The 26467-nt window shown below is 37.0% G+C and carries 26 protein-coding genes; 11 read left to right on the forward strand and 15 right to left on the reverse strand.

Translation table 11 applies throughout. From position 1 onward, the window contains the following. Positions 1–104: 104 nt before the first annotated feature. The 5 genes from K0R93_RS17585 to K0R93_RS17605 all read right to left on the reverse strand — a co-directional run bounded on the left by K0R93_RS17585 (position 105) and on the right by K0R93_RS17605 (position 4889). Entirely contained in the window at positions 105–1253 is a 1149-nt protein-coding gene (locus K0R93_RS17585; RefSeq protein WP_300304176.1) for an aminotransferase class V-fold PLP-dependent enzyme, read from the reverse strand. A gap of 125 nt (positions 1254–1378) precedes the next feature. Then, on the reverse strand, positions 1379–1693 hold the full coding sequence (locus K0R93_RS17590; protein ID WP_300304179.1) for a hypothetical protein: 315 nt from the start codon (positions 1691–1693) through the stop codon (positions 1379–1381). Positions 1694–2104: 411 nt separating this feature from the next. Then, positions 2105–3019, reverse strand: coding sequence for a PhzF family phenazine biosynthesis protein (locus tag K0R93_RS17595; protein WP_300304182.1), 915 nt, complete (start codon positions 3017–3019; stop codon positions 2105–2107). Positions 3020–3245: 226 nt separating this feature from the next. Beyond that, positions 3246–4106, reverse strand: coding sequence for a ParB/RepB/Spo0J family partition protein (locus K0R93_RS17600; RefSeq protein ID WP_300304289.1), 861 nt, complete (start codon positions 4104–4106; stop codon positions 3246–3248). Between the two features lie 9 nt (positions 4107–4115). Next, positions 4116–4889, reverse strand: coding sequence for a ParA family protein (locus K0R93_RS17605; protein ID WP_300304185.1), 774 nt, complete (start codon positions 4887–4889; stop codon positions 4116–4118). Positions 4890–5169: 280 nt separating this feature from the next. Between K0R93_RS17605 and K0R93_RS17610 the strand changes: the two genes are divergently transcribed. Next, positions 5170–5439: a TMEM165/GDT1 family protein gene (locus K0R93_RS17610; RefSeq protein ID WP_300304188.1), complete on the forward strand. Its 270-nt coding sequence runs from the start codon at positions 5170–5172 to the stop codon at positions 5437–5439. Positions 5440–5639: 200 nt separating this feature from the next. On the opposite strand, the gene noc is transcribed toward K0R93_RS17610, so the two are convergent. The 9 genes from noc to rpmH all read right to left on the reverse strand — a co-directional run bounded on the left by noc (position 5640) and on the right by rpmH (position 13199). Continuing rightward, positions 5640–6458 (reverse strand): nucleoid occlusion protein, encoded by an 819-nt coding sequence (gene noc / locus K0R93_RS17615; protein WP_300304191.1) that lies wholly within the window; start codon positions 6456–6458, stop codon positions 5640–5642. Between the two features lie 146 nt (positions 6459–6604). Beyond that, positions 6605–7324, reverse strand: coding sequence for a 16S rRNA (guanine(527)-N(7))-methyltransferase RsmG (gene rsmG / locus K0R93_RS17620; RefSeq protein ID WP_300304292.1), 720 nt, complete (start codon positions 7322–7324; stop codon positions 6605–6607). Further along, on the reverse strand, positions 7317–9212 hold the full coding sequence (mnmG, locus tag K0R93_RS17625; RefSeq protein WP_300304194.1) for a tRNA uridine-5-carboxymethylaminomethyl(34) synthesis enzyme MnmG: 1896 nt from the start codon (positions 9210–9212) through the stop codon (positions 7317–7319). Before mnmG ends, rsmG begins: the two co-directional genes overlap by 8 nt. 218 nt (positions 9213–9430) lie before the next feature. After that, a complete protein-coding gene (mnmE, locus tag K0R93_RS17630) occupies positions 9431–10813 on the reverse strand; it encodes a tRNA uridine-5-carboxymethylaminomethyl(34) synthesis GTPase MnmE (protein WP_300304197.1) in 1383 nt (460 codons plus the stop codon). Between the two features lie 210 nt (positions 10814–11023). Further along, complete coding sequence (gene jag, locus K0R93_RS17635) at positions 11024–11641, reverse strand: RNA-binding cell elongation regulator Jag/EloR (protein ID WP_300304199.1); 618 nt, start codon at positions 11639–11641, stop codon at positions 11024–11026. Position 11642: 1 nt separating this feature from the next. Next, on the reverse strand, positions 11643–12302 hold the full coding sequence (locus K0R93_RS17640) for a YidC/Oxa1 family membrane protein insertase (RefSeq protein WP_300304202.1): 660 nt from the start codon (positions 12300–12302) through the stop codon (positions 11643–11645). Between the two features lie 20 nt (positions 12303–12322). Continuing rightward, a complete protein-coding gene (gene yidD / locus K0R93_RS17645) occupies positions 12323–12532 on the reverse strand; it encodes a membrane protein insertion efficiency factor YidD (RefSeq protein ID WP_300304205.1) in 210 nt (69 codons plus the stop codon). A gap of 9 nt (positions 12533–12541) precedes the next feature. Next, positions 12542–12877 carry a ribonuclease P protein component gene (gene rnpA / locus K0R93_RS17650; protein WP_300304208.1) on the reverse strand — a complete coding sequence of 112 codons (336 nt, stop codon included), beginning with the start codon at positions 12875–12877 and terminating at the stop codon, positions 12542–12544. A gap of 187 nt (positions 12878–13064) precedes the next feature. Next, a complete protein-coding gene (rpmH, locus tag K0R93_RS17655) occupies positions 13065–13199 on the reverse strand; it encodes a 50S ribosomal protein L34 (RefSeq protein WP_184312558.1) in 135 nt (44 codons plus the stop codon). A gap of 600 nt (positions 13200–13799) precedes the next feature. Between rpmH and dnaA the strand changes: the two genes are divergently transcribed. The 10 genes from dnaA (at position 13800) to K0R93_RS17705 (ending at position 25213) form a co-directional block, all read left to right on the forward strand. After that, entirely contained in the window at positions 13800–15149 is a 1350-nt protein-coding gene (dnaA, locus tag K0R93_RS17660; protein WP_300304215.1) for a chromosomal replication initiator protein DnaA, read from the forward strand. 235 nt (positions 15150–15384) lie between these two features. Then, entirely contained in the window at positions 15385–16488 is a 1104-nt protein-coding gene (gene dnaN / locus K0R93_RS17665; RefSeq protein ID WP_300304218.1) for a DNA polymerase III subunit beta, read from the forward strand. A 223-nt stretch (positions 16489–16711) separates the two neighbouring features. Further along, positions 16712–16924 (forward strand): S4 domain-containing protein YaaA, encoded by a 213-nt coding sequence (yaaA, locus tag K0R93_RS17670; protein ID WP_300304221.1) that lies wholly within the window; start codon positions 16712–16714, stop codon positions 16922–16924. Between the two features lie 66 nt (positions 16925–16990). Beyond that, on the forward strand, positions 16991–18109 hold the full coding sequence (gene recF / locus K0R93_RS17675; protein ID WP_300304224.1) for a DNA replication/repair protein RecF: 1119 nt from the start codon (positions 16991–16993) through the stop codon (positions 18107–18109). A 271-nt stretch (positions 18110–18380) separates the two neighbouring features. Beyond that, on the forward strand, positions 18381–18677 hold the full coding sequence (gene remB / locus K0R93_RS17680; RefSeq protein WP_300304227.1) for an extracellular matrix regulator RemB: 297 nt from the start codon (positions 18381–18383) through the stop codon (positions 18675–18677). Between the two features lie 128 nt (positions 18678–18805). After that, positions 18806–20719, forward strand: coding sequence for a DNA topoisomerase (ATP-hydrolyzing) subunit B (gene gyrB, locus K0R93_RS17685; protein ID WP_300304230.1), 1914 nt, complete (start codon positions 18806–18808; stop codon positions 20717–20719). An 18-nt stretch (positions 20720–20737) separates the two neighbouring features. Continuing rightward, the gene (gene gyrA / locus K0R93_RS17690) at positions 20738–23173 is read left to right on the forward strand and encodes a DNA gyrase subunit A (RefSeq protein ID WP_300304295.1); all 2436 of its coding nucleotides are present in this window, start codon (positions 20738–20740) and stop codon (positions 23171–23173) included. Positions 23174–23629: 456 nt separating this feature from the next. Beyond that, entirely contained in the window at positions 23630–23944 is a 315-nt protein-coding gene (locus tag K0R93_RS17695) for an STAS domain-containing protein (protein WP_300304233.1), read from the forward strand. Positions 23945–24002: 58 nt separating this feature from the next. After that, complete coding sequence (locus K0R93_RS17700; protein ID WP_300304236.1) at positions 24003–24416, forward strand: ATP-binding protein; 414 nt, start codon at positions 24003–24005, stop codon at positions 24414–24416. Then, positions 24416–25213: a SigB/SigF/SigG family RNA polymerase sigma factor gene (locus K0R93_RS17705; protein WP_300304239.1), complete on the forward strand. Its 798-nt coding sequence runs from the start codon at positions 24416–24418 to the stop codon at positions 25211–25213. Before K0R93_RS17700 ends, K0R93_RS17705 begins: the two co-directional genes overlap by 1 nt. A 91-nt stretch (positions 25214–25304) precedes the next feature. On the opposite strand, the gene trpS is transcribed toward K0R93_RS17705, so the two are convergent. Next, the gene (gene trpS, locus K0R93_RS17710) at positions 25305–26291 is read right to left on the reverse strand and encodes a tryptophan--tRNA ligase (RefSeq protein WP_300304242.1); all 987 of its coding nucleotides are present in this window, start codon (positions 26289–26291) and stop codon (positions 25305–25307) included. Between the last annotated feature and the right edge of the window lie 176 nt (positions 26292–26467).

Below are 26467 nucleotides of genomic sequence, written 5' to 3' on the forward strand. Positions count from 1 at the left end.
CCTACCAATTATTTTTATATCTGTAGGGGCGGGGTTCCCCCGCCCGATTAGTGCGCATTGCTAAATTTATTATTTTAGTATACTTATAGCCCTGTAATATAACCCTAAACCTCTAATTCTTCACAGATTTTTCTTAATGCCTCTATGGCCTTATCTATATCTTCCTTTGTATTAAAATATCCGATGCTAAACCTTACCGTTCCCTGCTCAAAGGTTCCTATGGTCTGGTGCGCCAATGGGGCACAGTGGAGGCCTGACCGAACTGCTATTTCAAACACCTTATCTAACACATAGCTTACCTCTGAAGAATCCTCTTCACCAATATTGATGGATATCACTGCCGCCTGCTTCTTGTGATCCTGAGGTCCATATATTTTTATACCTTGAATCTTTTTTAGTCCTGACAGCATGTAGGCTGTTAATTCTTCTTCATGTTTCCGAATTGTCTCCAACCCTGTAGATAGAATAAATTCTATACCTGCACCAACTCCAGCAATTCCCGGTGTGTTTGGTGTTCCGCTTTCATATCGGTCTGGTGTGATTTCTGGCTGTAATAAGGATTCTGACTTACTGCCAGTGCCGCCCTCTTTCATATGTTTTAGGTCTATCCCTTCTCGAATATAAAGAATACCCGTTCCCTGAGGACCCATAAGACCTTTATGACCCGGCGCTGCCAACAAGTCTATATGCATTGCTTTCACATCTATAGAATATACCCCCGCTGTTTGTGCTGCATCAACCAGCAGCAAAAGATCATTTTCTTTTGCAATTTTTCCGACTTCAGCCACTGGCATTAACGTTCCAGTGATATTTGATGCATGGGTCATAGCGATAAGCTTTGTGTGTGTTTTAATCGCCTTCTTTATTTCTTCTGGATCTAATTCCCCGGTCTCTTTGCACTGAACAACAGTATGCTCCACCCCAATCTCTTTTAAGGACATGATTGGACGTATCATGGAATTATGCTCCATGCTGGTAGTAATGACATGATCCCCTGGCTTTAGCACTCCTTTTAGCGCAAGGTTTAACGAATCTGTTGCATTGCTTGTAAAGATTACCTGCATTGGATTATCAATATTAAACAATCTGCACAATAATTCTCTTGTTTTATAGATGGCTCTCCCTGCTTCTAATGCCAGCTTATGCCCTGATCTCCCGGGATTAGCGCCAAAACCGCGCATGCATTGATCCACTGCTTGGTATACTATTTCCGGTTTTGGGAAAGTGGTAGCTGCATTATCCAAATATATCATCATTTCACCCCCATAAATATCTTCAAAGCCCCTTACTTCATCTGATGTTTCACGTGAAACATTTTTTCTGATTCTATTGTATTTCGTTAAGCTCTATTTTGTTCATATAACGGACAGTATGTATACTATCTTGATTGAACAACCACTCGAATATTGTTTACATTGAAAACTTCTTTCAGGATATCATAGTATTCTCTAATAATGATCGCAGAATGATTTTCGCTGAAAGTAATGATCATCATATCTTTCTGATATCTTTTTATATCAATTAGTACATTGAAATACTTTTCAAAGTCTGCGTCACCAATCTTCTCTTTCAACATATTCAATCCTGGTTCCAACTCGCTCCCAGATAATCTTTCCTCCATGGATGTAAACTCCACTTCATATATCTCCTCTGGAATATCTAAAACTGTCTCCAAGTATTTTTCTTCGCTCATATTCATCCTCCTTCGTTTGCTTCCTTATATATTATATCAAATTTTAGCAGGAATATATGACTTCTATCAGATTATTGTTGAGGAATTTTGATTTAAGGAGCAAGTAAGTTCGTTGCAATTAATAAAGAAGGTGACGCAATCGTAGGGTGTGGACCTATGTGTCCACCCGTTGGCATTTGAACGTTCTCCTTCGGGCAGACACACAGGTCTGCCCCTACTAATATGTACTATACCCGAAGGGCAGGTTCATCCTGCCCTTCTTCTGCTGATCTTTAAGATCTTCGGATAGAAAAAGTCGCTCCCTACCGCCTTTATTCGATCTCAATCTCGATCTTACGTCGTGCTTTTCCACAACAACATCTAAAACAAAAGGAGTCACCCGATAACTAGTGACTCCACCCATTTCGAATCCTATTCACAAATCATAACACCTTCTAAGGTAATCACTGCCTGCCCGCCGACTTTTACAGAGAAATCTTCTTTCGTTCCTTCTAATTTTACCATAATTTTGCTTGGACGATCCATATAATACCCCTGCTCACAAATAATAGACATTCCATCCTCAAAGGCAAAAATATTATGATGAATTAAAAATGCTCCAAGAGCTCCATTTGATGTGCCAGTAGCCGCTTCCTCGTCAATACCCACCGCCGGCGCAAAGTTTCTACAGGCCAGCGAAGATCCACTCTCTTCTGCTTCCAACGTGAAGGCATGGACACCTATAAGTCCGTGACGATTGCTAAAATCTATTAATTTCTCTTTATTTGGATTTAATTTCTTTAATACATCCAGGCTTTTTACGGGCATCATTAAGTCAGGTAACCCCGTTGATACCCCTTGTGGATAAAGGACATGGTTTTCAATTCCGATCTGGTTCCCTTCGATTCCAAAGATCTCTGCCAGCTCTTGAAAATCAGTAATCTGAAATAAAAACTCCGGTCGTGCTTGTGTCATCATGATCTTATGGATCTTATCCTTTTGAAAATGAATCTCTACAGGTAAAATGCCTGCTTTCGTTTTTTGCTTTATGGTGAATATACTCTCCTTTATCTCCATATATCCCTTTTCTGCAAGGGCATAAAAAGCTCCAATGGTGGCATGTCCACACAGATCAACCTCTTGTTCTGGCGTAAAAAATCGAACTTCATAATCAGCATCACCATTTTTTATGGGAATCAGAAACGCTGTTTCTGATAAATTCATTTCCCTTGCAATCTTCAGCATTTGTTGATCCGTCAATCCATAGGCATCAGGCACAACCCCTGCAGGGTTTCCGCCAAACCTCTTGTTTGTGAATGCATCTACTTGATATATAATTTTTTCCATAGGCATCTCTCTTTTCTAGTAGATTTATGCTGTAAGTTTCATGTCTTTCAACACAAATAGAAAATTTAATATTTCTAAGGCTATCTACTGCTTTGATGGAATTACACTTTCTCTTTTTTATCATATTATATTGTGCTGTTCCTGTCTATAACATAAAAATGGCAGAACATAAATCTATTCTGCCATTCAAAAGTAATTTTCACAAAATGTTTCACGTGAAACATTTCTATTTTTTTTGGAAGTAGTCTATCAATCGTTCGAGTTCATCATCACTATAATATTCAATCTCTATTTTTCCTTTTTTCTTTCCTTTTACTATACTTACCTTTGTCCCTAATAACATTTTTAATGTTTCTTCCAAATTAAGCAAACCTATGTCTTTCTGGTCTTTTGAGATTTCTTTTTTCATTTTTCCATCCAATACTTTTGTAACCAAAGCTTCTGTTTCACGAACAGACAATCCCCTCTCAACCACTTCTTTACTTAATTTTTGTTGTAAAGAGGCGCTTTCCAATCGCAGAATAGCCCTAGCATGACCACTGGTGATCTGATTTTCAATAAGCATTTCCTGAATCGTCTCATGTAGATTTAATAATCTCATGGTGTTTGCGATGTGGGGTCTGCTTTTTCCAATAGCTTTCGAAATTTGTTCCTGGGTTAAATGGTATGTATCCAGTAAGCTTTTAAAAGCAAGGGCTTCTTCAATAGGGTTTAAATTCTCTCTTTGAATGTTTTCAATCAAAGCAATTTCCATGCCCTGCTGATCATTCAATTCTTTAATAATACAAGGAATTTCCTTCAGTCCAGCTTCTCTTGCTGCCCTCCATCTTCTCTCTCCAGCCACAATTTCATAACCAATATCAACAGCTCTAACAACAATCGGCTGGATGACACCATGGAGCTTTATAGAATCTACCAATGTCTCTAGCTTATCTTTGGCAAAATCTTTTCTAGGCTGACTACGATTAGGTTTAATATCATGGATACTTATTTTTAAAGCATCACCCTTCTTTGCTTCGATAACAGCAGGCTCAATCTTTCGCTCTGGGATCAATGCATTTAAGCCTTTTCCAAGGCCACCTTTCATCTTGGTCAATTAGATCACATCCTCTTCTAGGTCTAAAAATTCTTCAGCTAGTTCACTGTACGCCTCTGCCCCCTTGGATTTTGCATCATATTCGATAATAGACAAACCATAACTAGGTGCCTCTGCCAATCTTACATTCCTCGGTATAAGGGTTGTATATACTTTGCCTTTAAAATACTTCTTAACCTCATCTACAACCTGTATAGAAAGGTTTGTCCTTCCATCGAACATACTCAGTACTACCCCTTGAATATCTAGGCTTGGATTTAGGTTTTTTCTTACCAATTCAATCGTATTCATTAATTGACTTACGCCTTCTAAAGCATAATATTCACATTGTATAGGTATAAGCACGCTGTCTACAGCTGTCAAGGAGTTAATCGTCAAAAGCCCTAGTGATGGCGGACAATCCACAAAAATATAATCAAAGGTATCTCTTACTTCTTGTATTGCCTGCTTCAAACGCATTTCTCTACTATCTAAATCCGTCAACTCGATTTCCGCCCCTGCAAGTTGGACGCTGGAGGGAACGATGGAAAGATTTTCTCGATTGGTTTCATAAATACATTGGTGTATATCTGCGTTTCCAATAATTAAATCATACATGGATGTAGGAAGATTACTTTTATCAATTCCCAGTCCACTGGTTGAATTGCCTTGAGGATCTATATCGATAACCAGAATTTTTTTTCCTTTCGCTGCGAGGCAAGCACTCAGATTGACATTGGTCGTCGTCTTCCCTACCCCGCCTTTTTGATTAAAAATAGCAATTACTTTTCCCACCAAAATCACCTCCAATTAATTTTTATCATATAAATACATTTCGTTAAAACATTTTCTATTCCTTCTTCGTTGAAAAGGAAAAATAAAAATCTACTAAGAAAAAAAAGGAAATTTATACTTTCATAATAGATTCGTTTCTTAATATCTATTAATAGTAAGGGATTATGATGAATATACTATAAAAGTATGGCACTTGGTCCAGCGCATTCTCTTTACTTTTTATGAATCAAAGATGGGAAATCATAGGATATTTTCACCAAATTATAAGGGGGATCTATAGATGTGGAAAATTATTATTAGTGCTTTTTGGATGGTCTTTTTAGCAGAGTTGGGAGATAAGACACAACTTCAAACAATGCTTTTAGCTACCCAATCAAAGTCTGTTTTAGGTGTTTTCATTGGTGCTGCCTCCGCTTTAGTTTTAAGTGCACTAATTGGCGTTTTCGCAGGTACATATATTACAAAATACATTCCACCCCATTATTTGCAAATGAGTGCAGGTGTAGCTTTTATCGTTATTGGTGTCCTGACCCTATCAGGAAAAATATAGCACTTTACTCCGGTAAAGTCTGCCCTATAATCGCCTTTTAAGGCGTTTTAACCTTCGTTTGAACCTTTCCCATTACCAGCCTTTTTTTATCTTGTTAAATCAAATTTATGAAGGTCGTTTTTTTCTAAAAACTCATCTTAAAATAGAAAAATAAAAAGGTTATAGATACCCTATCTATAACCTAATCTTCATATTTTCATTTATCGTGTTTTAGGAATTTTTACAACAACTTCAATGTGGTCTCCTTTGTCTAACTGTTTATACTCCGCATCCAGTCCTGTCTGTTTGATCGCATTAAAGGCATTTTTTAATGTATTTAGGTAAATTTTAAAATTAAAGGCGCTTTTGATGTTCTGTCTTTTTTCAGGATCTTTTGGTTTTGACAGCTCTTCTAAAATATCTGCTATCATTTTTTCAGTTTTCTTTACTGTCAGATCCTTCTTAACAACTTCCTCCAACACCTTTAGCTGAAGTTTTTCATCTGGCAGCTTCAATAAAGCCCTGGCATGCCGCTCGGTCAAACCAAACTCCATGAGCTTTTCTTTTATATCTTTAGATAATTTTAAAATTCGGAGCTTATTCGCGATAGTAGATTGATTTTTTCCCACCTTTTCTGCAATATCCTGTTGGGTGAAATGATGATCTAGGATCAGATGATTGTATCCTTCTGCTTCCTCAATAAAATTCAAGTCTTCACGCTGCAGATTCTCTATAAGTGCCAATACAGAAGAATCTTGATCTGTCATTTCAGACACGATAACAGGAATTTTCTCTAATTGGGCAAGCTTTGCTGCTCTTAATCTCCGCTCGCCTGCCACCAACTCGTAATGATCCGGTCCCATCTTTCTCACGCTAATAGGCTGCAAAATACCATAAACTTTAATGGATGCACTCAATTCTTCCAAACTAGTCTTCGTAAATACTTTTCTTGGCTGATACGGATTTGGCCTTATTAGATCTATTGGAACCTGTAACACTGTATTATTTTGCTCTAACACCATATTCCATCTTCCCCTCATACAAAAGCTCCTAATTTATACACTATGTAAGAAATTGAAGTTCATATTTTCCGACATATTAAACAATTCGTCAAAAACACCTTACTTCCTTCCTTTTCAGAGAAAATTAATCTATATTTCGCTCAACAAATTCAACTAGAAAACGACTAAATCAATGGGTTTTTTGACGGTGTTCCAGCTTTTCTAGGGAATTTTGTCGGCGTATTTCTTACTTTCTCTATAATAACAATATTATGGGTGATCTCACTGAAGGGCAATGATATGTCCTTTCGATCTACAATTCTACCCCCAAGGATTTCGATTGCCTTTTTCCCCCGCTCTATCTCCTCATGAATGCTAGGTCCTTTTTGACATATAAAATATCCGCCAACCCTGACAAAAGGTAGGCAATATTCACTCAAAACGTTTAGTTCAGCAACTGCCCTTGCCACAGCAATATCATATTTTTCTCGATGCTGTTTATTTGCACCAACGTCTTCAGCACGGCCATGGACAAACTGAACATCCTTTACTTCTATGTCTTCACAAACGGTCTTAAGAAAATTAATTCGTTTATTTAAAGAATCTAGCAATGTCAAAGACAACTTTGGAAAATAAATTTTTAAAGGTATTCCTGGAAAGCCTGCACCCGTTCCAACGTCAATAATTTTTGCATCTTCTTTAATCTGCTTCACCGTCGCGCAGGACAAAGCATCAAGAAAGTGCTTGATCATCACTTCTTTTTCATCGGTGATAGCAGTTAAGTTCATCTTTTCGTTCCATTCCAAAAGCAGATCCTTATATTTGATTAACTGTTCTGTCTGTTTTTCAGACAAAGTTAAACCCAATTTTCCTGCACCTTCTGTTAAGATATCTAGATTATTCATCACCTTCACTTCTCCTTCTACGCTGCTGTTCCAAATATACCAGTAAAACAGAAATATCTGCTGGAGAAACCCCGGAGATTCTTGAAGCTTGTCCCACAGAAAGAGGCTTTACTGCATTAAGCTTTTGTCTAGCTTCTAATCGTAATCCCTCTATGGCAGTGTAATCAATCTCTAGGTGCAGCTTTTTGCCTTCTAGCTTTTTAAACTGCTCAATTTGCTTTAATTGTTTGTCTATGTAGCCCTCATACTTAATTTGAACTTCACACTGCATGATAACATCTTTCGGCAGTGTGCGTCTTTCCTTATCTAACTCTCGAAGATTCTCATAGGTCAACTCAGGTCTTTTTAATAAATCATAGAGAGATATACCACTGCGAATTTCAGCACTATTCATCCTATGTAAAAATTCATTGCCCACAGCTGGCGTAATCATGGTATTTCTCAATCGCTCAACTTCAACTGCGATCTGCTGACTTTTTCTTAAGAACCGGTCGTAGCGATCCTCTTTAACCAACCCAATTTTGCGCCCTTTCTCTGTTAGTCTAAGATCCGCATTGTCTTGTCTTAATACCAAACGATACTCAGCCCTCGAAGTCATCATACGATAGGGTTCACTGGTTCCCTTTGTGACCAAATCATCAATGAGCACACCAATATATGCCTCAGAGCGATCTAATATAAAAGGATCCTTTCCCTGAATTTTAAGGGCAGCATTAATCCCAGCAATCAGCCCTTGGGCTGCAGCTTCTTCATAGCCAGACGTTCCATTAAACTGTCCAGAGGAATATAGGGAATCAATATCCTTACACTCTAGGGTAAGTTTTAACTGCTGAGGGTCTATACAATCATATTCAATGGCATAGGCAGGCCGCATAATCTTTACATCTTCAAGTCCTGGAATCGTCTTTAAAAATTTAAGCTGCACATCCTCCGGCAAGCTGGTAGACATTCCCTGGACATACATCTCATGGGTGTCTAACCCCTCTGGCTCAATGAATAACTGGTGTCTTTCTTTATCAGCGAAGCGCACAACCTTATCTTCGATGGAAGGACAATATCTAGGCCCTGTCCCTTCAATTTCTCCGCTATACATGGCTGAGCGATGTAGATTATCCATAATCACTAGATGGGTTTCTTTGTTGGTATATGTAAGCCAACAAGGTACTTGCTCCTTCTCCAATGAATCATTCATAAAGGAGAAAGGAATGATTTCTTGATCTCCTGGCTGTATCTCCATCCTTGAAAAATTCAATGTTTTTTCATCGACTCGTGCAGGAGTACCTGTCTTAAAGCGACGCATTTTCAATCCTAATTCTTTCAAGTTTTTAGTGAGCTCCTTTGATGATGCCAGACCATTAGGACCGCTCTCGTAATTCACACCACCAATAAATATTTTTCCTCCAAGATAAGTTCCTGTAGCCATAACCACAGCCTGGCAGTGGTAAATGCCACCTGTACGCAAAACAACACCTTGTACTTTATTATTTTCTACGAGAATCTCAACAACTTCCCCCTGCTTGAGGTCAAGATTCTCTTGATTTTCCAATACCTTTTTCATGGCAACATGATACAAAACCTTATCTGCCTGAGCCCTTGACGAATGGACAGCGGGGCCTTTAGCCGTATTGAGCATACGGCTTTGAATAAAGGCTTTATCAATGTTTAAACCCATTTCTCCACCCAATGCATCTATTTCCTTTACCAAATGCCCCTTACCCGTACCTCCGATGGCAGGGTTACAAGGCATCATGGCAACGGACTCTAAATTTATACTCAATATTAATGTCTTACAATTCATTCTTGCAGCAGCCAAAGCTGCTTCGCATCCAGAATGGCCAGCACCAATTACAACCACATCATAAGTGCCCGCTACAAATCGATCTAGCATCTACCCTTCCTCCTTTTTACGCGGTGCGCGTTGTTCGGTACACGGTGTCACGGATTCTGAATTAACTATAATACAATTCTTTTTGCCAGGGTGTAATATACCACAAATCGCATTTTAAGAAATTCATATGGACAAGAACATGTTGTCATAGATCAAAGATCGTATCCATGACAGGTTCTCCTTGCGTGACACCGTGCACCGCGTACCGTTACTTGATTCTATTTCCCTAAACAGAAATTTGCAAATATCCTATCGATGATATCTTCACCGACGGTATCTCCAGTAATCTCTCCCAGGTACTCCCAACAGTCCCTTACATCTACCTCGACAAAGTCCAATGGCATATTGGTTTGAATGGCTTTCACAGCGTCCTCCATGCTCCTCTTTGCCCTTTCTAAAGCATTTTGATGGCGTACATTGGTAACTAAGGATAGTTCCTTATGCTTTACCTGACCGCCATAAACCATCTGGGCAATGGTGTCTTCTATTTCCTTTAATCCTATACCTTCCGTTACAGAAATTCTTATTACCTTCTTACCCGGCAGCATTTCCTGTAATTCTCCTTCATTCACTACCATGGGCAGATCTGTTTTATTCAAAAGGATAATCGCATCCCTATCGTTAACCAGTTGAATAATCTGGCGGTCTTCTTCTGTTAGAGACTCCGATGCATTCAGCACAAATATGATGAGATCGGCCTTATTAAAGAATTCCTTACTTCTCGCTACCCCTATTTTCTCCACAAGATCTTCGGTTTCTCGAATACCTGCAGTATCCACAATTTTCAAAGGTATTCCCTGGATACTCACATACTCTTCGATGACATCCCTGGTTGTTCCAGGTATCTCAGTGACAATAGCCCTAGATTCCTTAAGTAATGCATTCATCAATGAAGATTTGCCTACATTGGGTTTTCCGATAATAACAGTTTTTAAGCCTTCTCTAATAATTTTTCCCGAATGGGCTGTAGACAGAAGTGTGTCTATGATGTCAACGATTTTTTTCGCTTGTTTTTCCAATCCATCATATGTAATCTCCTCAATATCCTCATCAGGAAAATCAATATTTACCGTAATATGGGCGATCATTTCTAAAATATTGGCTCGAATCTTATGTACTTCCTTTGATAAAGAACCTTCTAGCTGTCCCAGAGCAATATCAAAGCCCTTCTCTGTTTTTGCACTGATTACATCCATCACAGCCTCCGCCTGGGCCAAATCTATTCTTCCATTGAGGAACGCTCTTTTTGTAAACTCTCCTGGTTCAGCCATCCTTGCCCCCATGGACAACACGAGGCTTAATATTCTTCGTACAGGAACGATACCGCCATGGCAATCAATTTCCGCCACATCTTCGGCCGTATAGGTATGAGGACCCTTCATATAAACAACCAAAGCTTCATCAATTTTGTCCTGGGTATGAGGGTGGACGATATATCCGTGGGTTAATCTTCTACTAGGAAACTCCTTTATGCTTTTTCCCTTACTGGGAACAAAAACCTGGTCTAAAATTTCCACTGCCATAGGTCCGCTCAAACGAACAATCCCGATTCCTGCTTCCCCTGGAGCTGTAGCAATGGCTGCAATTGTATCATCGATCATCTTTTCACCTCATTTTTATCAAAAAACGCTATAAACTTACCATTAGTACTGTTCAATATTATATATTATACCAATAATCTGTCAAACCATTACAATATCAAATAACAAACTAAATCTAACCTTTAACATTAACAAAACCCAGTATACTTACTGGGTTTTGTAGTATCATCATTATACCTGTTTTTATCGATAAATCGAATCTATTTCCTGTTATTTTGTAGTGATAATTACCTTACGATAAGGTTCTTCTCCATGACTTCTTGTTTCTACATGGGGATGATTTTGTAGGGCAGAGTGGATAATTCTTCTTTCATAAGGATTCATCGGTTCTAATATGATATCTTTACGAGAGCTTCTAACTTTTTGTGCCAATCTATTGGCCAGCCGAATAAGGGTCTGCTCTCTCTTTCTGCGATAATCCTCTGTATCCAAGACAACCCGAAGGTAATTCTCTCGATCCTTATTTACAACCAAGCTAACAAGATACTGTAAAGAATCCAACGTTTGCCCTCTACGGCCAATTAATATACCCATATCTTTTCCGAATACATCTACATATAAAGTCTCGCCCTTAAGCTTCGTTTTGTATTGTGCTTCCAACCCCATAGTCTTTAGAACATCCTTTAGAAATACTAAAGCATCTTCTTGAGGATTATCAATCACAGTAACCTTTACTTTTGCTTGTTTTGTACCAATTAGGCCAAAGATACCCTTACTGGGTGCTTCAAGCACCTCAACCTCTACCTTATCCTGGCTAACTTTTAATTCCTCCAATGCAATCTTTACAGCTTCCTCTACGGTTTTTGCAGTCTTTTCAGTAAATCTCATACTAATTTGACTCCTCCTTAGGCGTTCCCACTGTTCCAGCTTTAGGTAAAAGATATTGTTGTACCATTTGGAATATATTACTTACTACCCAATACAACGTTAATCCTGCTGGGAAACTTCTTCCCCACCATAAAATCATTACAGGGAATACCATATTCATGGTTTTCATTGTTTGATTCTGTGCAGCACCTGTACTAGCAGAGTTCATAGAGAAATAAGTTGTAATACCTGCCAAAACAGGTAATATAATCAGGTCTGGCTGGCTCAAATTTGGAATCCATAAAAATGCTTCATTCACAGCCTGTACAAAATTTGGATCAGTAATATACTTAATCGGCTCCCGTAACACAGCAAAAAGACCAAAAATAATCGGCATCTGAATCAAAAGGGGTAAGCAACCACCCACTGGGTTTACTTTATATTGTTGATATAGCTCTACGGTTTTTGCATTCAGCTTTTCCTTATCGTTTTTATACTTTTCCTGTAATTCCTTTAACTTCGGTTGTAATTCGGACATTTGCTTTGTTGATTTTAACTGCTGAATTGTTAATGGCAGCAGAATAAGCTTCACAATGATCGTGAATGCAATAATCGTAATTCCGTAGTTTCCAATAAGACCATATAAGAAATTTAAGAGCATTCCTAACGGTTTCGCGATCAAATCTTTTACCCCCTATCTTTCTACTTTAAAGGATCATGCCCTCCAGGATGAAAAGGATGGCATTTAAGGATCCTTTTTATACTCAGAATTGTCCCTTTTATTGCCCCATACTTTGAGAGGGCATCCAATGCATACTGAGAACATGTTGGATAAAATCTACAGGACGGCTGTTTAAGAGGAGAAATATATTTTCTATATATTTTCACCATCCATATCAATATATCCTTCAATGATTTCACCTATTTCAATAGTTTTGATTTTCTTAGTAAATGAACCATGGCCTTCTCTACGTCACTATAGGACGCTTCCTTTATATTAACCCTAGCGATAAATACCAAATCATATCCTTTCGCAGCCGCAGGTCCCACAGATCGAAAACTTTCCTTCATTAACCGCTTAACACGATTTCTAACGACACTCTTTCCTACCTTTTTGCTCACCGAAAAACCCACGCGATTGAAATCTTCTCCATTTTTCATCATGAAAAGAACCAATAGCCTATTTGCCATAGAATTTCCTTTATCATATACCTTTTTAAATTCCATGTTTTTTTTCAGTCGCAGCGTTTGCTCCATGGTTTTTCCTTCCTTTTAATGAAAGCCTTCCGTCTTATGCACTTTTCATTATGTCATTTATTTCTTAGTATGCACAATATTTCCTATGTAATATGAATTTTTTTCAAATTCTCTTCCATAAATTTATGCACTTCACAATTTTCCAACTATATCTATAGTTATAGAAAAAGGCCACGTTATGCGGCCCTTAAGCAGTCAGACTTTTTCTGCCTTTTAATCTACGTCTTTTTAAAACGTTTCTACCAGACTTCGTTTTCATTCTTTTTCTAAAACCATGCTCTTTCTTTCTTTGTCTCTTCTTTGGCTGATATGTCATCTTCACGAAAAACACCCCCTTCAAAATCTACCTATATTATATCTTATTGATAGGGATATCATCCCTAAAATGAGCATTTACTAAATAATTATAACTTCGTAAGCACAATCTGTCAAGAAATGAATTTTTTCCAGCTTTTGTGGATAAAGATATCACCACATTTTTTTCCTGTGGATAATTTTTGTGTTTATGATTGAAATCCCTTTTTGAATTTGATATGATTAAGACAAACTGTTGATAAGTGGAAATTTTTATTCACAAACTCAACTTTATGCACAGACTGTGGATAAAACTGTGTATAAGTACACACACTTCTTTCATTTTTATTGGATAAATCTCATTTTTATATGTGTATGAACATCAATTTCTATTGTTGATTTTGTGTACAAGCCCTTGGGGATTTTATGAATATTTTTTTATGCCATATGTTATCCACAAATCTAATCATTTCCTAGTTCATAAAATTTATTCACAAAAATTTTTTAGAAAAGCAATCTATCAACAATTTTTGTGGATATCTTGTGGATATGCTCTATTTTCAACTCCTATTTTTTTTTATTTTATCTATGGGGTTGTTTTTATTTCATTCTGATAGGAGGTCGCTATATGAGTGTTAATCTGCCAGATATATGGCAAAAAGCTCTGAATCTTATAAAAACAGAGCTGACAGAAGTAAGCTACAATACTTGGCTAAAACCCATAGAACCTATTTCTATTCATGGAAATACGATCGTTCTCGGCGTGATCAATGATTTTTCTAAAGGTATTTTGGAAGCCAGGTATGCAAATTTGATCATGAACGCCATTAAGCAAATTACTTCCCATGAGTATCGGCTAGACTTTATTGTTCCTGGAAGTGAAAGATATATGAAGGCGACCCAGCAAGCCCCACAGCATCACAACAACAATAGCACTTCCGATAGCTTTGATACCCTTAATTTAAATCCTAAGTATGTCTTTGATACCTTTGTTATTGGAAATAGTAATCGTTTCGCCCACGCTGCATCTTTAGCCGTAGCAGAATCTCCTGCAAAAGCTTATAACCCATTGTTTATCTATGGGGGTGTGGGACTAGGAAAAACTCACTTGATGCATGCCATTGGTCATTACATCCTGGGACAGAATCCCAATGCCAAGGTTGTTTATGTTTCCTCAGAAAAATTTACCAATGAGTTAATCAACTCTATTCGTGATGATAAAAACGTGGAATTTCGTAATAAGTATAGGAATGTAGATGTACTTTTGGTCGATGATATTCAATTTATTGCCGGTAAGGAACGAACGCAAGAAGAATTCTTCCATACCTTTAATGCCCTCCATGAGGCCAATAAACAGATTATCATTTCCAGCGATCGTCCCCCTAAAGAAATCCCTACATTAGAAGATCGTTTACGATCTCGTTTTGAATGGGGTTTAATTACAGATATTCAGCCCCCTGATTTGGAAACAAGGATAGCAATTTTACGAAAAAAAGCAGAGGTTGAAAATATAGATGTCCCGAATGAAGTAATGCACTATATCGCCAAAAAAATTCAGGCCAATATTCGTGAGCTTGAAGGTGCTTTGATTCGAATTGTAGCATACTCTTCCCTTACAAATAAGGAAGTAACCGTTGAGTTAGCCAGTGAAGCTTTAAAAGACATCATTTCATCTGCAAGACCTAAACAAATTACCGTAGCCCTCATAAAAGATGTAGTCGCAGAGCATAGTGGACTAAAGTTAGATGATTTTAATTCAAAAAGAAGAACCCGATCTATTTCTTATCCAAGGCAAATTGCTATGTATTTATGCCGTGAACTCACAGACTTGTCTCTCCCAAAGATAGGTGATGAGTTTGGTGGAAGAGACCATACCACTGTTATCCATGCCCATGAAAAAATTAGCCACGATATCAATAACAGTATAGATTTTAAATCTAAAATAGAAAACATGATTAAGGATATAAAGAATAAATAGTACACAAGGGGCTGTGGTTAAGGCCCTAATAATTTGTGTATAAGTTCTAACAAATGTTTTATCTTTGGAATATGTGGATAAGTGAAGGGGCTTTATACACATTTCGTTAACAGCTTCTACGCAAGTAATTGCATGACATACAACCACTTACTCACAAATTCACATGTCCTACTACTATTACTACTAAAAATTTATATTTATTTATACCTTTTTCAGACAAGGAGGTTATCCACAGATGAAATTTATTTGCAGTCAAAAAAACCTATCAGCTAGTATCAATATTGTTCAAAAAGCTGTTTCAACAAAAACTACATTACCTATTCTAAAAGGAATACTCATTGAGGCTTGTGATCAAAAATTAAAACTAGTGGGCACAGACCTAGAGGTGGGCATAGAGCATTACATAGATGCAGATATTCTATCTGAAGGAGCTATTGTTATTTCATCAAGACTTCTTGGAGATATTATTCGAAAGCTCCCTGATGCCGATGTGGAAGTTGAAGTTGATGAAACAAACACTATGACAATTAAGTGTGCGAACTCAGAGTTTACGTTGATAGGACAACCATCAGTAGAGTTTCCAGAGTTACCGGCTGTTGAAGAAGAGAATACTTATGAAATCCCTCAGGATTTATTGAAAAACATGATCCGCCAAACCGCTTTTGCAACCGCATTAGATGAGACAAGACCTATTTTGACAGGGGTATTGATGGAAATTCAAGAAGGAATTATCAATATGGTGGCTTTAGATGGTTATAGGTTGTCATTAAGACAAGGGAATATAAAGGCAGATTTTAACAATAAAGCCGTTATTCCAGGAAAAACTTTGAATGAAATTCATCGAATTCTATCAGAGGAAGAAAACGCCAAGGTAGATATATTCTTTACCGATAAGCACGTGTTGTTCCAAATGGCAAATGTCCGGGTTATCTCTAGACTGCTTGAAGGAGAATTTATAAACTATAAGCAAATTATTCCTAAAGATTTCAAATCCAGGGTAAAGGTGAAAACCAGAGATTTGCTGGACAGTATTGAGAGAGCTTCTCTTCTTGCTAGAGAAGGTAAAAACAATCTGATTAAGTTTTCCGTAAAGGATGAAATGATGACCATTACTTCCAATGCCGAAATAGGCCGGGTATATGAAAACTTGCGAATTGAGCTTGAGGGCGAAGATATTGATATTGGATTTAATTCCAAATATTTCCTAGATGCATTAAAAATACTCGACAGTGATGAAATCTATTTAGATTTCACAACCAACGTAAGTCCATGTATTATTAAACCTACGGATACAAATAACTATACCTATTTGGTATTACCTGTTAGACTTGCAGGTTAGAGCTAGAGCCCTTCACAAAGGGCTCTAGTTTTTTAGTAAAGTAAAAATACAATATATGGAATTTGTAATAATGAAAATAATCCTATACAATAAAGGTCAAAGTAAGTCAAATTATAAATTCCTTTTAAAATAAAGAATAGTTCTATATAATAGATACATTGGAATAATTAGGTGTTAAATATCCCATGATAGATATAAAACGTAACGAAAGGAAGTTCTCATAATGTATAAGGAAATTAAAATCCAAGAGGAATACATTAAACTAGATCAGTTGTTGAAAATGGCAGACTTGGTACAGTCAGGAGGCCACGCCAAACTAATGATCCAGGATGGTATGGTAAAGTTAAATGGAACGAAGGAATATCAGCGAGGTAAAAAGATTCGAGTCGGAGATATTGTTGAAGTTGAAGGGAATAAAGTAAAAGTGGTGGAATAAATACAATGGTTACTAGGTGGAATATCTAGGGATGATCAGATTTTGCAAGATCAAGGGGTGCTAAGTGTGTATTTAAAAAAGTTAAAGTTAATTAACTTTAGAAATTATCATCAATTGGACTTAAAACTTCATCCGAAAATGAATGTATTTATTGGTGATAACGCCCAGGGAAAGACAAATATTTTGGAAGCTATTTATATGACGGGAACAGGAAAATCCTTCCGAACCAGTAAGGAAAGAGAAATCATTAAGATGGATAAGGATAAAGCCTATATTCATGTGGAGGGAGAAAAAAAATATACTGGCATTTCTGTTGAGATAAAGTTGGAAGAAAATAAAAAAAAACAAATGAAAGTAAATGGGATAACTTTAACGAAAACTGCTGATTTATTGAGCAATGTTCATGTGATTGTATTCTCACCAGAGGATTTAAAGCTAGTAAAAGAAGGACCTATGGAGAGAAGAAAATTTATGGATATTGAAATATCAAATATGAAACCCCGATATTACCATCATCTCAGCCAATATAACCGTGTATTGATACAAAGAAATAATCTATTAAAGAAAATAAGTCATGATCGAAAATATATGGCAACCTTAGATATATGGGATGAAAAATTAGTTGAATTGGGAACCAGTATAATCAAAGAGAGAATAAAGTTTATTCTTCGTTTAAATACATTAAGTAGATTACTTCATCGTAAAATTACAGATAACAAAGAAAATCTAGAAATCAAATATATAAGCAGCATTAAGGAAGTGCAAGATGAAGCAAAAATTCAAGATTACTTTCATAGAGATTTGAAAAAAGCTCTAATTGTAGACATACAAAGAGGAACAACCACTGTGGGCCCCCATAGGGATGATCTTGGTGTGTTCGTGAATGGTATTGATATACGAATATTTGGATCTCAAGGCCAGCAAAGAACCTCTGCTTTAGCTTTAAAACTGGCAGAGATTGAATTAATGAAAGCAGAGACAGGAGAATATCCTATCTTGCTTTTAGATGACGTTATGTCTGAACTAGATGTTAAAAGACAAGCCTTTTTAGTAAAAAGTTTAAGGGATATTCAGACATTTATAACGACAACGGACCTAAATGCTTTATCTACATTAAACTTAGAAGCGAAAAACATTTACTATGTGGAAAAAGCTGTTGTTCGACAAAGTGATGATATCAACTAAGACTCAGTTCAGATGGAGTTTGCACCCGCCGCGGGCACAGGTAACTCCACCTGAACGCCAAGTCGTGTTATCCAGGGGCTGTACAACTCTGCTTGAATAAGCAGAGAGTCTTAGAGTTGTTAGTCATCGGATTGATAGGATATAGACAGAAAATTAAATAATAAAATAGGGAGGAAAGTCTCATTATTTTTCCATACCTACAAAAAAACTTTTATACTTGAATCGAAAAGGTTATAATATAATGTGGATATTTTATGAAGGAGGCGTTCTTATGTTTCTTCATCTGGGAGGAGATGTGGTTGTTCCCATAAAAGATATTATATCGATTGTGGATATTGCTTCCATATCTAAATCAAAGGATAGTAAAGAATTTTTAAAAGTTGCTGAAGAAGAAGAATTTATCGTAAGAATCTCAGAGGAAGAACCAAAGTCCTGTATCATTACGGAAAAGAAAATCAAAAGATCAAAAAAATCATCCAAAGAAGTGAAAACAGTAATATATTATTCACCTATCTCTTCTGTAACCCTTCAGAAACGGACAAATTTTATGGATGAACTTCATCTTTAGCATAGACATCAGAAGCCAATGAGAAAAGCGAGCACACAAAGTGTGCCTTTTTGCAGTTTCAAAGTATGATTGTATACAAAGCGACACAATAAAGAGTATACGGTACATCGATTGTAGGGGGTAAAAAAATGGTTGAAAAGATAACGCAGGAATATAGTGCTGAACAGATACAAGTACTAGAAGGGTTAGAACCTGTAAGGAAAAGGCCGGGAATGTACATAGGTTCTACAGGTCCTAAAGGATTACATCACCTGGTATATGAGATTGTAGATAATAGTGTTGATGAGGCTTTGGCAGGACATGGTAAAAATATTGAGATTATCATTCATGAAAACAATATCATTAGTGTTCAAGATGATGCTAGGGGTATGCCCGTAGATATTCATCCAAAGATGGGAAAGCCAGCAGTAGAGGTAATACATACGGTACTTCATGCCGGTGGTAAGTTTGGCGGTGGGGGATATAAAGTATCAGGAGGACTTCATGGGGTAGGTGCTTCCGTTGTAAACGCCTTATCTGAATGGATGGAAGTAGAAGTGAAAAGGGATGGAAAGATCTATAAGCAACGCTATGAAAGAGGGCAGACAATGACAGCATTAGAGGTCATTGGAGAGACCAATGAAACAGGTACAAAAACTACTTTTTTAGCGGACCACCTTATATTTGAAGAGGTAGCTTATAAGTTTGATACCTTGGAGCACCGATTAAGAGAAATGGCGTTCCTAAATAAGGGAATCCGTATTCGATTAGTTGATCGAAGACCTGAGAATCCAAAGGATGTTACCTTCCATTACGAAGGTGGAATTCAAGAGTTTGTGAAGCACTTAAATAAGAATAAAGATATCGTTAGTGAAACCATCATCTACTTTGAAGGATCAAAGGATAGTTCTTATGTGGAGATCGCCATGCAGTATACGGAAGCATATACGGAAAATATATTTTCCTTCGCTAATAATATCAATACCCATGAGGGCGGTACCCATCTAATAGGATTTAAGGCTGCTTTAACAAGGGTTATAAATGACTATGCAAGAAAAAACAATATACTAAAAGAGAAAGAAGAGAATCTCTCAGGAGAAGATATTCGAGAGGGTTTAACGGCCATTATATCTGTGAAGTTGACAGAGCCCCAATTTGAAGGGCAAACGAAGACGAAGCTTGGAAATAGTGAGATGAGAGGAATTGTGGAAACGATATCCGCTGAAGCTGTTACTGCCTTCTTAGAAGAAAACCCTTCTGAAGCGAAAATTATTGTGGAAAAATCCCTACGGGCTGCCCGTGCCAGGGAGGCAGCGAGAAAAGCCAGGGAACTGACAAGGAGGAAAGGTCTTCTAGATAGCATGGCCCTTCCAGGTAAGCTGGCAGACTGTTCGGAAAGAGATCCAAAACTAAGCGAGGTATTTCTAGTAGAGGGTGATTCTGCCGGGGGTTCTGCAAAACAGGGTAGAGATCGTAGAACCCAAGCCATTCTACCATTAAGGGGTAAAATTCTGAATGTAGAAAAGGCAAGATTGGACAAGATATTGAACTATAATGAGATCAGAGCCATGATTACGGCCTTTGGCTGCGGTATTGATTCGGATTTTGATATAGATAAATTAAGGTATCATAAAATTGTCATCATGACCGATGCCGATGTGGATGGTGCCCATATTCGGACACTATTACTGACGTTCTTTTACCGTTATATGAGACCATTGGTTGATTTAGGACATATATACATCGCTCAGCCACCTTTGTATAAGATTAAAAAATCAAAGGATGAGCACTATGTATATTCCGACAAGGAATTAGATCAATTATTGAATGAAATTGGTAGAACAGGTATCAGTATTCAAAGATATAAGGGTCTTGGGGAAATGAATCCAGAGCAATTATGGGATACAACCATGGATCCTACGAGAAGAACACTGATTCAAGTGAACATCGATGATGCTGTGGCAGCTGATGAAATTTTTACTACACTTATGGGAGATAAGGTAAAGCCTAGACGCGATTTTATCGAAGAAAATGCAAAATATGTAAGCAATCTAGATGTGTAGTAAGGGGGAACGGAAATGATAGAGGATACTAGTAAAATAATACAAATTGATATAGAAGAAGAAATGAAAAAGTCCTACATCGATTATGCCATGAGTGTAATTGTAGGACGAGCCTTGCCCGATGTTCGGGATGGATTAAAGCCTGTTCATAGAAGAATTTTATATGCCATGAGTGAGTTGGGTTTATCCCCTGATAAACCCCATAGAAAATCTGCTCGTATCGTCGGTGACGTACTGGGTAAATATCATCCCCATGGTGATAGCTCTGTATATGAAGCCATGGTTAGAATGGCTCAGGATTTTTCAACAAGATATCTTCTGGTAGATGGCCATGGAAACTTTGGATCTGTGGATGGTGACGGAGCAGCAGCCATGCGTTATACAGAAGCAAGGATGTCTAAGCTTGCCATCGAATTGCTTCGGGATATTGGGAAAGAAACGGTGGATTTTACACCAAACTTTGATGAAACATTAAAAGAACCTGCCGTATTACCGAGTAGATATCCAAACCTATTGGTCAATGGGTCTAATGGTATTGCCGTAGGAATGGCCACATCGATTCCACCCCATAACTTAAATGAGGTTATCGATGCGACCATAAAAATGATTGATGATGAAGAGACAAATGTGGAAGATTTAATTAAAATCGTAAAAGGTCCAGATTTTCCAACCGGTGCTATGATCATGGGCTTCGAAAGTATTAAGGAAGCCTATCGTACAGGACAGGGTAAAGTTACAGTTCGAGCCAATGCAGAAATTGAACAAACAGCAAAGGGAAAAACACAAATTATCGTAAGTGAAATTCCTTATCAGGTGAATAAGGCAAAGCTGATTGAAAAGATTGCAGAACTGGTAAGGGACAAGAAAATAGAGGGAATTTCAGATTTAAGGGATGAGAGCGACCGTACAGGTATGCGTATTGTTATAGAATTAAAACGTGACGCAAACCCCAATGTGGTCCTTAATAAACTCTATAAACATACTCAAATGCAGGATACATTTAGTATCATTATGATTGCTTTGGTAAATGGAGAGCCTAAGGTATTAAATCTTCAGGAGATGATTTACCATTACCTAGAACATCAAAAAGATGTGGTCACAAGAAGAACCAAGTACGATCTAACAAAGGCTGAAGAGCGTGCCCATATCTTAGAAGGTTTAAAAATTGCTTTAGATCACATAGATGCAGTAATCAGTTTGATCAGAAGTTCTGCCAATACCCAAGAAGCGAAGACAAGGTTGATGAGTGAGTTTTCTTTATCAGAAAAACAAGCACAAGCCATCCTAGATATGCGTCTTCAAAGATTAACTGGATTAGAGCGGGAAAAAATTGACGCAGAATATGAAGAGTTAATTATGATGATCAATCAATATAAAGAAATCCTAGCCAATGAAAGATTGCTTTTAAATATCATCAAAGAAGAGTTGATCGAGGTTAAAGAAGCCTATGGTGATGAAAGAAGAACTGCAATTATGGCGGCCGCCGATGAGATCGATATGGAATCTTTAATCCAAGAAGAAGAAGTGGCCATCACATTAACCCATTTTGGATATATAAAGAGACTTCCAGCCAACACCTATAAAATTCAAAAAAGAGGCGGAAAAGGGGTTGCAGGACATACGACCAGGGAAGAGGATTTTGTGGAGCATCTGTTCACCACATCGACCCATAATTATGTGTTATTCTTTACAAGCTTTGGTAGAGCTTATCGAATGAAAGCCTATGAAATTCCAGAAGCCAAGAGACAGGCGAAGGGTACAGCTATTGTAAACCTACTGCAGCTTCAGCCAAATGAAAAAATAACAGCTGTAATCCCTATTAAAGAATTTGAGAATAATAAGTTTCTGATTTCGGCTACAAAACTAGGCATCATTAAGAAGACAGAGTTATCTCAGTTCGATACATCTAGAAAAGCAGGTTTGATTGCCATCAGCCTAAGGGAAGATGATGAATTAATCAGCGTAAAGCTAACCGATGGTAAGCAAGAAGTTGTTATGGTTACCAGAGAAGGTATGTCTATTCGTTTCCATGAAAATGATGTGAGAGATATGGGCAGATCAGCCATGGGTGTAAAAGGAATGAACCTGTCAGATGAAGATTATATTGTAGCCATGGAATTAGTATCAGAAGGCAGTGATTTACTGGTTGTCAGTGAATATGGATTTGGAAAGAGAACTGATTTAGAAGAGTATAGAATTCAATCTAGGGGCGGAAAAGGTATCATTACCTACAATACAAAGGATAAGACGGGCCTTATTGTAGGTGCTAAGGTCGTAAGTGATGAGGATGACGTGATGTTAATCAGTACAGGTGGTGTCATCATTCGACTTGAGGTAAGGCACATTTCAAGAATGGGCAGAAATACCCAAGGCGTAACCCTTATGAGGGTAGGACAAGATACAAATATTGTATCCATAGCAAAAGTTGCCCAAGGTGCAGAAGAGGAAGAATAAAAAAGAAATTTGTAAAAAAATGTTTATAAAAATATGAAGGGGTATATATATTGATAAGGAATCTATTTTAAAGATCCCATGGAGAGGCAGGAAAATTAAATTGTTTTATATTTTCCTGTTACCCCCCAAAACCCCCTTATTTGATGATTGCGCAAAAGTCTATGGCTTTTGCGTACTTTTTTTATATCTAGAAAATATGGTCTTCAATTTTCTAGATATAGGGGATTTTTAAAGGGGTTCACCCCTTTATGTCTAATAATTGGAGGGTTACAGCGAAGCGTCATAGGGAACTATTAGTTCCCTATGAAAGAACAAAAGCATTTCCTTAGAGTTTAGAACAAGAAATGCTTTTGTTCAAATTTTATTCACGGGAAGAATAAAGAGGATTTTTAAATTGGATGTTTAATCTATATTTTTAAGGGTAATATTTAAAAGAAAAATGAAGGGGGTCGTTTTGTGTCGCTTAAAATCAATACTATTTTAGATCAAGAAGATGATTTATGGATTGTAGATGTTATTGGAGAAATAGATATATATACGGCAAATAAATTAAAAGAAACTTTGGTGAAAATTTTGGATGAACATAATACAAGCATAAAGATCAATTGTTTAGAGCTAGATTATATTGATAGTACAGGATTAGGTGTACTCATTGGAGCACTTAAGAGACTGAAGCAGGAAAATAAAAATATCATTATTTCCAATGCAAAGCCAAATATATCCAAATTATTAAGTATTACAGGCCTTAATAAAATATTTGTGATTCAATAGAAGGGTGAGCAGATTCGTGATGAATAATAATATAATGATAGAAAAGGTGGAAAATCAAATGACTGATAGCTTGTCCATATCTGTACCTAGCAAGCCGGAATATGTAAGTGTGGTAAGATTGACAGCATCTGCAGTGGCAAGTAGAGTAGGTTTTAATGTAGAGGAATTAGAGGATATTAAGGTTGCTGTTGCTGAGGCATGTACAAATGCTATTAAGCATGGTATCTGTGAAAAAGGAGAGAATTTTGATGTAAAATTCTTTCTAGATAAAGAAAAGATCAGTATACATGTTATCGACCATGGCAGTGGATTTAGTTGTAATCAATTAGAAGAGCCTGATTTAACAAGCCCAAAAGAAGGAGGATTAGGTATCTTTATTATTAAATCTCTGATGGACGAAGTAGATGTAATTTCAAATATGGGAGAAGGTACAATCATTAAGATGACTAAGTACTTAGGAGAGGATATTTAATGAAGAATGTTGCCTGTGCTGCTATCAATGAAGGTACAGATTCCCCGAAAAAAACAATAGAAAAAGAATTATTTAAAAAATATGCTGAGACAAAAAATAAAGATATTAGAAATGAACTTGTAAATAGATATCTATATATTGCTGAAATCCTGTCAAAAAAATATGTAAACAAAGGAATAGAATATGAGGATATCTATCAAGTTGCTTCTCTAGGTCTTATTTATGCGATAGAAAGATTTGACTTAAGTAGGGGATTTGAATTTTCAAGCTTTGCTACACCTACAATCATAGGTGAGATTAAGAAACACTTTAGAGATAAGGGATGGTCTATTCGCGTACCCCGGAGAATCCAAGAGTTATCTAAGAAGGTAAATGCTGCTCGTATTGCTTTAAATCAGACGCTTCAAAGAAGTCCTAGAATTGAAGATATTGCGGAGTATCTAGGGTGTACAGAGGAACAAGTATTAGAAGCCATGGAGGCTAGTCAAGTTTATACGCCAAAATCATTAGATTTAAGCTATGACAGCAATGGAGATGATAAGGATTTACAACTGATGGATCTTATAGGAGAAGATGATAAGCACTTTGATATCATTGAAAATAGAGATTTTATTCAAAAATGTATGGATAAGCTAAATGAGGTAGAAATTAAAATTATTAAAGATAGATTCTTTTATAACAAGACACAAATACAAGTGGCAAATGAAATTGGTGTGTCCCAGATGACCATTTCAAGGATGGAAAAAAAGGCTATTGAGAAGTTTAGAAAAGAGTTAAATCGTGTGAGAGAAATATAAAAAGTCTTCTTTGAGAATTTGTAAAGGAAGGCTTTTAAGTCATATTTAAGTAGAAAAAATAGCAGGCTGATTTCAATCAGCCTGCTATTTTTTATTTATAAAGAACAAAACCCATCTTTTCTTTTACTCTTCTTAATGTCTGGTTTGCCACTTGTTCTGCTTTTTCAGCCCCTTCTTTTAATACGTGTCTGATTTCATCGGAATTTCGAATTTCATTATAACGCTGCTGTATAGATAAAAGGGAGGATGAAACAACTTCTACCAAATCTTTTTTTAAGGCACCATAGCCTAGACCTTCGTATTTTTGTTCAAGTTCAGGGATGGACATACCAGAAAATTCACTGTATATGGTTAACAGATTACTAACACCGGGTTTGTTTTCCCAATCAAAGCGTATCTGCCCCTCAGAATCGGTGGTTGCTTTCATGATGGCCTTTTTTAATTGATCTGGAGAATCCATCAGGGTAATCCTACTTAGAGGATTTTCTGCACTCTTGCTCATCTTCTTATTTGGATCATCTAATGCCATGATTCTAGCACCTGACTCTTTGATTTGAGGTTCTGGAACCACAAAGGTTTCACCAAAGCGATTATTGAAACGAATAGCGATATCCCTTGATAGTTCTATATGTTGTTTCTGATCATTTCCTACAGGCACAATATGGGTATCATATAGAAGAATATCTGCGGCCATCAAGGTTGGATAAGTATATAAGCCAACAGGTACGGATTCACTGCCTTTACTCTTATCTTTAAATTGAGTCATTCGATTAAGCTCTCCCATATAGGAATTGCATTGGAGCAGCCAGCCAAGCTCAGCGTGGGCTGGTACATGGGATTGAACAAAAATAGTAGATTTATTAGGATCAATACCTATGGCCATATAAAGAGAAGCCACATCCAAGGTATGGGAATAAATATTTTTAGGATCCTGAGGTAAAGTAACAGAATGTAGATCTACAACACAAAAGAAGCAATCCATTTCTTCTTGTAAATCAACAAATTGTTTCATAGCTCCTAAATAATTACCAATATGTATATTTCCAGTAGGTTGAACACCGGAAAAAACTCTTTTCATGAATAAACACCCCCAAAAATAATAGCTTTACAATATAATATAACCAAATTCGATAAAAAACAAGGTATCCTTATACCTCAGAATATATATATATTGTATTCCATAAACAATAGAGCCACAAGGAAAAAAATATAGGGAAAAACTTATGCTACAACCTATGGAGGTCATTTTGATCA

Source organism: Anaerosolibacter sp. (genome assembly GCF_029240175.1).
In the GTDB taxonomy this organism is placed as follows: Bacteria; Bacillota; Clostridia; order Peptostreptococcales; family Thermotaleaceae; genus Anaerosolibacter.